Source organism: Streptomyces sp. NPDC006283, assembly GCF_040613325.1.
GTDB lineage: Bacteria > Actinomycetota > Actinomycetes > Streptomycetales > Streptomycetaceae > Streptomyces.
Window position 1 is genome coordinate 1 of sequence record NZ_JBEXRZ010000482.1, and the last position, 1,245, is coordinate 1,245.

General features: G+C 60.9%; 2 protein-coding genes. One reads left to right on the forward strand and one right to left on the reverse strand.

All coding sequences use genetic code 11. The annotated features are described in order from the left end of the window. On the forward strand, positions 1-451 hold a 451-nt coding region (locus ABZ070_RS37435), incomplete at its 5' end, for an RHS repeat domain-containing protein (RefSeq protein ID WP_356640676.1). On the opposite strand, the gene ABZ070_RS37440 is transcribed toward ABZ070_RS37435, so the two are convergent. Continuing rightward, a complete protein-coding gene (locus ABZ070_RS37440) occupies positions 364-555 on the reverse strand; it encodes a hypothetical protein (protein WP_356640678.1) in 192 nt (63 codons plus the stop codon). The genes ABZ070_RS37435 and ABZ070_RS37440 overlap by 88 nt on opposite strands. Positions 556-1,245 lie beyond the last annotated feature (690 nt).

The window sequence follows — 1,245 nt, forward strand, 5'->3', positions numbered from 1 at the left end:
ATACGACGCCCTCGGCCGCCGCACCGGACGCACCACACCCACCGGCGCCGTCAGTTCCTGGACCTACGACGCCGCAGGTCGGCGCACCTCCCTCAACTTCCCCCACGAGCAGGCCGCCCTGAAGTGCGTCTTTCCAGCGCATGGTCCCGCGGGCCTGGCCCTTTCCGGTGGGATCGCGCGACATGATCGCCATGTAAACCGCCCTGAACGCCTTCGACGTCACCGTCGCCGGCCGGCTCTCAGCAGCCCGCCAGTAACCCCACTACCCGAGTTACACCGCTCGTTTGACAGACCCCGATTTAGAGACCAAGCTAACACAACGGTGTTGAGGCCAGTACTGATCCACGGTCACCCGACTTTGATTCAGCCCTGCTCCTCGCCCTTCCTCCGGATGCGTCTGAGCGCCGCTTCCCAATCATCGCGTGTGAATCCCAGGGCATCAGACAATTGAATCAGGTCTTCTGGCCCGTTCGAGGCGCCTGCGGTGACGATAGCAGCCGACGGGGCGTTGCCGGCTTCAGCGTTGACTTCGCTCCATAAAAGTGTAAGTTCCACGAACTTCCTCCGCTTAAGCGTTATGATTCACCTGCTTAAAAATTCCTTCTCATGTCAGTCGTCTATTTCCTGTTGGTTGAACGCAGACATCGCCCGAACCAAGATTTTGCGAATCCTCCACGATGCACGCTGCAGCCAAGAGTGGTTCATGTGAACCATCCAAGCCTTCCAGGAGGCCCTGAGCCCGTTGCCTGACTCCCGTTGCCATGTTCTTCCGCTCTCATGAGCGACGCTTGAGTACCTGATACCTAAAAGGGGTGAAACGAACGACGGTGTACTGATCTTTGAAAGAGTGTTTCATCCTGGCGAGGGTGTTTGCTAACTGGCATGAAGCCGACCGCTTGGGTCGGGCGGTGCCGGCATGTGATGTGTGTGGAGAGGCGATGTGGCGGTGGCCGGTGCCGCCGACGGCCTGGGAAGAGGAGATCTGGTCCTGGCCCTGGTGCCATGCTGCCGTCTTATATAGGCGGCGAGTGGCGCGGCGATGGCGCGTCTTCTCCAGCCACACCCGGCGGCTTCCAGCGTCGCCCGGGCACGGTTCTGCGCCCATACAGGCGGACGCAAGTATCTGCATCATGGCCGGAAGGCTCGCCCGGCATCCCCTGGCACTTCCCATAGCTCGCTCATCGTCGAGGTTGTACGGCGGTGTCGCCTTCCAAGGGACAGCATCGGTTGGCGTCGTTCTTCCGG